Source organism: Neisseria shayeganii 871, assembly GCF_000226875.1.
GTDB classification, from domain to species: Bacteria; Pseudomonadota; Gammaproteobacteria; order Burkholderiales; family Neisseriaceae; genus Eikenella; species Eikenella shayeganii.
Window position 1 is genome coordinate 170,711 of sequence record NZ_JH164926.1, and the last position, 6,830, is coordinate 177,540.

The window sequence follows — 6,830 nt, forward strand, 5'->3', positions numbered from 1 at the left end:
CCTTATCAGGCAGAGAAAAAAACCGATTTAATTTCTGAGAAAGTATGAGATTTTGGAATATATCAAACGCCTGCCGCTGCAGGCATTGAAGTATTTTTATTATGTCGGCAGCTGCGGCAGCCTGCAGGCGGCGGCCGACACCCTGTGCCTGACCCACGGCGCACTCAGCAAACAGCTCAAACTGCTGGAGCAGGCAGTGGGCGTGCCCTTACTAATCAAACAAGGGCGGCAGCTGGTGCTGACCGAGGCGGGCAGCCGTTTATTGGCCGCCTGCCGCAGCGCGTTTGCCGGCTTGAACGAAGCGGTGGCCGCCTTGGCTGCACCGCACCGGCTGGTGTTGTCTTGCGAGCCCACGATTGCGATGAAATGGCTGATTCCGCGCCTGCCGCGTTTTCAGGTAGCCTGTCCGGAAACGGAGTTGGTGATTTATGCGGCCGGCGGCGCGGTGGATTTTGCCCGCGGGCAGGTGGATGCGGCTTTGCGGCGCAACGATTTTGCCTGGCCGCCGGATTTGCCAGCCGAATACATTGCCGCCGAACGCACCGGCCTGTTGTGGCGTCAGCCGCGCGCAACGGTTTATCTGGCCAGCCGCAGCCGGCCGCAGGCCTATGCCGATTGGCTGCGTGCCGCCGCGCTGCAAGCGCCACCGCAGTTTGAGCATAGTCGGGCATTCGAACATTTTTATCTGTGCATCCAAGCGGCTTGTGCCGGCGTAGGGGCGACGGTGGCTTCATCGTGGATGGTGGAGGAGGAATTGGCGGCGGGCTTGCTGCAGGCGCCTTACGGCTTTGTGCCCGACGGCTCGGCGTATTACCTGCTGTCGGCCAAAGGGTTTGCCGAGGGCAGCCCGCAGGCGCAATTGCTGGCTTGGCTGCGTTCGGAAATGGCGGAACCAGAAGAATAAAAGGCAACAGGCTACCTGAAAAGGTTTCAGGTAGCCTGTTACGGGTAGCGGCGAGATTATTTGCCGCGCATCAGTTCGAAAAAGTCGTTGTTGTCTTTCGAAGCCTTGAGTTTGCCGACCAAAAATTCGGTGGCTTCGATGTCGTCCATCGGGTGCAGGAATTTGCGCAGCAGCCACATGCGCTGGAGTTGGTCGTTGGGCACCAGCAATTCTTCGCGGCGGGTGCCGGATTTGTTGATGTTGATGGCGGGGAAGACGCGCTTCTCGGCCAGGCGGCGCTCCAGATGCAGCTCCATATTGCCGGTGCCTTTGAATTCTTCGAAGATCACGTCGTCCATGCGGCTGCCGGTGTCCACGAGGGCGGTGGCGATGATGGTGAGCGAGCCGCCTTCTTCCACGTTGCGGGCGGCGCCGAAGAAGCGTTTGGGGCGGTGCAGGGCGTTGGCGTCCACGCCGCCGGTGAGGATTTTGCCGGAGGCGGGCACCACGGTGTTGTAGGCGCGGGCCAGACGGGTGATGGAGTCGAGCAGGATGACCACGTCTTTTTTGTGCTCCACCATGCGTTTGGCTTTTTCAATCACCATTTCGGCTACCTGAACGTGGCGGGCGGCCGGTTCGTCGAAGGTGGAGGCCACCACTTCGCCGCGCACGCTGCGGGTCATTTCGGTGACTTCTTCGGGGCGTTCATCAATGAGCAGCACGATCAGTTCGGCTTCGGGGTAGTTGGCGGTGATGGCGTGGGCGATGTTTTGCAGCATCACGGTTTTGCCCGATTTGGGCGGGGCCACCAGGAGGGCGCGCTGGCCTTTGCCGATGGGGGAAACCAGGTCGATGGCGCGGCTGGTGAGATTTTCTTCGGCCTTGATGTCGCGCTCGAGTTTGAATTGCTGGGTGGGAAACAGCGGGGTGAGGTTTTCAAACAGGATTTTGTGTTTGCAGACTTCGGGGGGGTCGCCGTTGATGCTGTCGAGGCGGACAAGGGCGAAGTAGCGCTCGTCGTTTTTCGGCACGCGCACGGTGCCTTCGATGGTGTCGCCGGTATGCAGGTTGAAACGGCGGATTTGGTTGGGGGAAACGTAGATGTCGTCGGGGCTGGCGAGGTAGGAGGTGTCAGTGCTGCGCAGGAAGCCGAAGCCGTCGGGCAGGATTTCGAGGGTGCCGGAGCAGTTGAAGCTTTGTCCCTGCTTCATCAGGTGGCGGACGATGGCGAAAACGAGGTCTTGTTTGCGCAGGCGGTTGGCATTTTCGATGCCGTGCTCTTCGGCGATTTCCAGCAGTTTGGAAATATGCTGGTTTTGTAGTTCGGAAACGTGCATAGAGAAACAGATGTGGTGTTGGAGAATGAATGAGGGTGTCGTGGTTTGACGGGGGAGGCGGGAATGGTGTTTGAATCGGCCGAATGGCGGAGGAAGTCATTCCGGAGCAGAACGCTGCTTTGAAGGGTTCGGGGCAGCAAAGGCGCGGCATTCTAGCGGCGGCCGGTGTGCCTGTCAAGAATCGGGGCAAAAAGAAGCCGCTGCCGGAAACGACAGCGGCGGATGGTTTTACAGAGAGGCGTTGAGAAAGTCGGCCAGCTGGCTTTTCGACAGGGCGCCCACTTTGGTGGCCACGCGTTGGCCGTCTTTGAATACCATCAGGGTGGGGATGCCGCGCACGCCGAATTGGGCGGGGGTTTGCTCGTTGTCGTCGATGTTCATTTTGACCACTTTCAGCTTGCCTTGGTATTCGGCGGCAATGTCGTCCAAGATGGGGGCGATCATTTTGCAGGGGCCGCACCAAGGGGCCCAGAAGTCGAGCAATACGGGTTCGGCGGCTTGCAACACGTCTTTTTCGAAATCGGCGTCGGTGGTGTGGAGGACTAAATCGCTCATCGGTTTTCCTTTCGATAGGGTGTGGGTGGAGATGTCGGCAAAGATAAGGGGCCGGGCGCAAAATATCAAGCCGGCGGCAGGCAGATAGTTTTTGGCAATCGGCCGCATTGGCCGGACAGGCTACCTGAAAGCGGGCGGGCGTTTATTTGCCCATCACAAAGCCGATCAGAAATTCTTTGAACAGAAAACCCATCACGCCCAAGCCGAGCACCAGAAAGAGGATGAAGGTGCCGAACTTGCCGGCTTTGGATTTTTTGCCCAGATCCCAAACGATAAAGCCGAGAAAAACCACCAATACGGTCAGGCAGATTTTCAGGGACCAAGCGGCGAATTCTGCTTCAGTCATGCCGTGTTACTCCTTAGAAAACGGAAAGGACAGGCCGTTGGGCGCTGTCCGGCAGGCCGCATTATAGCGTGTTTCCGCCTGCCCCGCGTTTTCAGGTAGCCTGAAACAGGCAGCTATTTCAAGCGGAAACGGTTGAGAGGCCTGCATGAAGAACTTGTTCCGTTGTGCTTGCCGCCATTCGGAAGAGAAAACCGCACCCTCAAAGTTTGGGGCGGTCCGCCTAATGTCCGGCAGGCTGTTTGCCCAGCACCACGGGGCGGGCGGCATACCAGCCGCAGACGGCGGCCAGCAGCAGCGCCGCCGACAGCAAGCCGTAAACGGCATCCCAGCTGCCGCTGCGCTCAAGCAGCCAGCCGGCGCCCAAAGGGCCGGCCGCCGCCACCAAATAGCCGGTGCACTGCGCCATGCCGGACAGCCGGGCGGCATCGGCGGTGTGGGCGGTGCGCAGGCCGATGAACATCAGACTCATCAAAAACATGCCCGAAATGCCCACCGTGGTCACGGCAATGCTCCAGCCGGCCCAAGCGGCGGGCAGCAGCCACAGGCCCAGCAGGCCGGCAATCACCAAAGCCACCATGCCCAAGGCAGGAAAGCGGTGGGCATCGGTCTTGCCCAACAGCCAACCCAGCAGCAGGAAAGTAGGGAAGCCCACCCATTGCGATAAAGACGCCACCCAGCCCGCCTGCAAGGCGTCCATGCCCTTGGCGGCCAGCATACTGGGCAGCCAGGCGGCGAAAGTGTAAAACACCAAAGACTGCAAACCCATAAACAGGCTGACCTGCCAGGCCAGCGGGGTGCGCCAGATGCGCACGCTAGAGGCGTTATGTTCGAGCTTGGGCGGCAGATCGCGGCCGATGCGCCGCGCCAGCGGCGGCCACAGCAGCAGGGCGCCCAAGGCCGGCAGCAGCCAAATGCCGAGCGATACCTGCCAGCCCCATGCGTTGGCCAGCGGCACCGCCGCTACCGTGGCCAAGCCGCCGCTGATGCTCATGGTGGCGGTGTAAAGCCCGGTCATCAGGCCGGTGCGCAGCGCGAAATAGCGGCGGATCAGCACCGGCAGCAGCACATTGGCCACCGCAATGCCGGCCGACAAAACCAAGGTGCCGGCCAGCAGAACCGCGCCGGCAGGCCATGCCGAACGCAGCAAGAGGCCGGCAAAGATGCAGGCGGACACCGCGGCCAGAGTGGTGCATAAACCGAACCGGCGCGATAAGGGGGCGGCGGCCAGCGACAAGACACCGAAGGCCAACACCGGCACCGCACCGATCAGGCCCAAGGCGGTGGCGCTGATGTTCAGCTGCGTGCCGATGACGTCCACCACCGGGCCGAAGGCCACCAAGGGCGCCCGCATCACCGCCGCCAACAATAAGACGGCGGCGGCCAAGGCGAGCAGGCAGCGCGGGTGTTGCAGGGCGCGGGGCAGGGTCATGATGGTTTTCCTTATGCGGCCAGCAGCCAAAGATAGAGCCGGTGCGCCAGCCAGCCCAAGGCGGCGCCGGCCGGCAGATCGATCAGATAATGCTGCTTGGTAAACAGGCAAGACAAGGCAATCAGCAGCGGAAAGGCAAACGCCGCCGCGCCCAAAGACGGGGCGGCGTGCAGGGCGGTGAGCATGGCCACGGAAACGTGCATGCTGGGGAAGCAGTTGCTGGATTGATCGAATTTCTGCACAAACAGCAGGAATTTTTCCGAAGCCGTTTTGCCGGTGTTGATGCTGCGCCAATGCGCCGGCGTGGACACCGGCAGCAGCCAGAAAAACAGCATCTGCATAAACAGCAGCATCAGAAAGCTGAACGCCAGCAGGGTAAATTGCCGCGCATCCGATACCAACCAGTTGAGATACAGAATGGCCGGATAATACAGAAAGCTGTAAATCCAAGACCACCACGGCACAAAGGGAATGCGCTCGTCCCAAGCGGAGTGGAATTGCCGGGCCGCCCGCATGGGGTGGCGTTGGGTAAAGAAGTAAAACTGGTAGGCGCCCACAATCAAAATGCCGCTGAGCACCAGATTCACCATATAATCGATGGCCGTCATGTTGCGTAATGGTTATGTTTTGTAAAAGCCGCGCAATCTATCAGCCGTGCGAATCCCTGTCAAACTGTCGAATCGAGAACCGCCATGCCCTTGCAGATTGTCCCCATTCCCGCCTTTGAAGATAACTACATCTGGCTGTTGGCCTCCGGCAGCCAAGCCGTGTGCGTGGATCCGGGCGAAGCCGCTCCGGTGGCGGGCTACCTGAAACGCCACGGTCTCATGCTGACACAGATTTGGGTCACCCACCACCACCGCGACCACACCGGCGGCATCGAAGCCTTGCTGCGCGATGCGCCCGGTTGCGCCGTTTACGGCAACCGCGACATCCGGGCGGCCACCCATACCGTAGGAGAAGGCAGCCGCTTGGCGGCATTCGGCTGCGGGGTGGAGGTGTGGCAGCTGCCCGGCCACACCGATGCCCATCTGGCCTATGTGCTGGACGACGGCGGCCGGCGGCATGTTTTCTGCGGCGACACCCTGTTCAGCGCCGGTTGCGGCCGCGTGTTCACCGGCACGCCAGAACAGTTGTTTCACAGCCTGCAACGGCTCAACAGCCTGCCGGACGACACGCTGTTTTACCCGGCGCACGAATACACCGCGGCCAATCTGCGCTTCGCCGCCCATATCGAGCCCGCTAACCCCGATGTTCTCGAAGCCCAAGCCGGGCTGGCCGTGCCCAGCTTGCCGGTGAGCCTGGCGCATGAGCGGCGCATCAACCCTTTTCTGCGTACCCATCTGCCTCAAGTGGCGCAGCGTACAGCGGCTTTGAGCGGACAAGCGCCGGCAGACGAATGTGCCGTTTTTACCGCCATGCGCGAATTGAAAAATGGGTTTTAAATACTCATGGCAAACTGAACAACAGGCTACCTGAAGGGTTTCAGGTAGCCTGTCTGCTTGCGGGAAAGGCAGATACCGAGGTGGGGTTCAGTATGGTTTGGACGAATCTTTTGTGTTCAATCTACACGGTGGATGCGTATGAAAACAGGTTTTAAACGCCGGAAGGTTACCTGAGCGGCAACCGGATAGATTGGAGGCTGAGACCTTTGCAAAACCCCCATCTGCGGCGCATTTCTGCGTTGTGTGCTGCTCGCTCGCTTGCCTATCTGTATGATATGTCTTCGCTCGCTGCGCTGCTACGCCTTGAACTGCATCCACATCTGGAGGTTTTGCAAAGGTCTCAGGCTACCTGAAAGCCATGGTTTGTTCGGGATCGGGCTTTCAGGTAGCCTGGATGCTGCCGGCTGCGGCGGAGCAGGTGATGGTTAGCGCAGGCGGTTCAGCGGAATGGCTTGCGCGGGCTGGTTTAGCAGCGCAAACATCCAATAGGCGCGGCGGTTGGGGTCTTGGCTGTGGTTGACCCGGCAAAAAGCCATGCTTTGGTTTTTGATGCAGCTGAAGGCAAGCGGCTGCCAATGTCGGGGAAGAACGGCTTTCCAAGCAAGAATGTCGTTTTCATTTGCATCGATAAGGCGGCACGGACCCTCGGCGCGGCAGACCGGCCGCCATGCTTGCGGCGCTTGGCGGCCGTCCATCATCCACTGTGTTCCGGACAGGAAAAAACGCATCTGCATCGCCGTCGGGCGCTCCTGGGTATTCAACACGACATATTCGCCTTGGTCGCGCTCGTCCAAGGCATGGGCAAATGGGGCGGTACAGCACAACAATAAGGCGG

General features: G+C 60.2%; 9 protein-coding genes. 3 read left to right on the forward strand and 6 right to left on the reverse strand.

What is annotated here, in order from left to right; genetic code table 11:
- Positions 1-52 precede the first annotated feature (52 nt).
- Positions 53-904 (forward strand): LysR substrate-binding domain-containing protein, encoded by an 852-nt coding sequence (locus HMPREF9371_RS00755; RefSeq protein ID WP_009117869.1) that lies wholly within the window; start codon positions 53-55, stop codon positions 902-904.
- 56 nt (positions 905-960) lie between these two features.
- On the opposite strand, the gene rho is transcribed toward HMPREF9371_RS00755, so the two are convergent.
- The 5 genes from rho to HMPREF9371_RS00780 all read right to left on the reverse strand — a co-directional run bounded on the left by rho (position 961) and on the right by HMPREF9371_RS00780 (position 5,158).
- Entirely contained in the window at positions 961-2,220 is a 1,260-nt protein-coding gene (rho, locus tag HMPREF9371_RS00760) for a transcription termination factor Rho (RefSeq protein WP_009117870.1), read from the reverse strand.
- 228 nt (positions 2,221-2,448) lie between these two features.
- Positions 2,449-2,775, reverse strand: a complete 327-nt coding sequence (trxA, locus tag HMPREF9371_RS00765) for a thioredoxin TrxA (protein WP_040660570.1) — start codon at positions 2,773-2,775, stop codon at positions 2,449-2,451.
- A 142-nt stretch (positions 2,776-2,917) separates the two neighbouring features.
- Positions 2,918-3,121, reverse strand: a complete 204-nt coding sequence (locus HMPREF9371_RS00770; RefSeq protein WP_009117873.1) for a DUF2788 domain-containing protein — start codon at positions 3,119-3,121, stop codon at positions 2,918-2,920.
- Positions 3,122-3,341: 220 nt separating this feature from the next.
- Positions 3,342-4,550: an MFS transporter gene (locus tag HMPREF9371_RS00775; protein WP_009117875.1), complete on the reverse strand. Its 1,209-nt coding sequence runs from the start codon at positions 4,548-4,550 to the stop codon at positions 3,342-3,344.
- 11 nt (positions 4,551-4,561) lie between these two features.
- Positions 4,562-5,158, reverse strand: coding sequence for a phosphatase PAP2 family protein (locus tag HMPREF9371_RS00780; RefSeq protein ID WP_009117876.1), 597 nt, complete (start codon positions 5,156-5,158; stop codon positions 4,562-4,564).
- Positions 5,159-5,248: 90 nt separating this feature from the next.
- Between HMPREF9371_RS00780 and gloB the strand changes: the two genes are divergently transcribed.
- Together gloB and HMPREF9371_RS13825 are read left to right on the forward strand one after the other, a co-directional pair.
- Entirely contained in the window at positions 5,249-5,995 is a 747-nt protein-coding gene (gene gloB / locus HMPREF9371_RS00785; RefSeq protein WP_040660572.1) for a hydroxyacylglutathione hydrolase, read from the forward strand.
- A 206-nt stretch (positions 5,996-6,201) separates the two neighbouring features.
- Positions 6,202-6,348 (forward strand): hypothetical protein, encoded by a 147-nt coding sequence (locus HMPREF9371_RS13825; RefSeq protein ID WP_009117879.1) that lies wholly within the window; start codon positions 6,202-6,204, stop codon positions 6,346-6,348.
- Between the two features lie 72 nt (positions 6,349-6,420).
- Here the strand turns inward: HMPREF9371_RS13825 and HMPREF9371_RS00790 are convergent.
- A partial coding sequence (locus HMPREF9371_RS00790) for a hypothetical protein (RefSeq protein WP_009117880.1) occupies positions 6,421-6,830 on the reverse strand: 410 nt, incomplete at its 5' end.

What these genes read in the sequence shown, in the direction of transcription:
- rho (WP_009117870.1), bottom strand. Translation starts at nt 2,220, where the DNA reads ATGCACGTTTCCGAACTACAAAACCAGCATATTTCCAAACTGCTGGAA.
- trxA (WP_040660570.1), bottom strand. Translation starts at nt 2,775, where the DNA reads ATGAGCGATTTAGTCCTCCACACCACCGACGCCGATTTCGAAAAAGAC.
- HMPREF9371_RS00770 (WP_009117873.1), bottom strand. Translation starts at nt 3,121, where the DNA reads ATGACTGAAGCAGAATTCGCCGCTTGGTCCCTGAAAATCTGCCTGACC.
- HMPREF9371_RS00775 (WP_009117875.1), bottom strand. Translation starts at nt 4,550, where the DNA reads ATGACCCTGCCCCGCGCCCTGCAACACCCGCGCTGCCTGCTCGCCTTG.
- HMPREF9371_RS00780 (WP_009117876.1), bottom strand. Translation starts at nt 5,158, where the DNA reads ATGACGGCCATCGATTATATGGTGAATCTGGTGCTCAGCGGCATTTTG.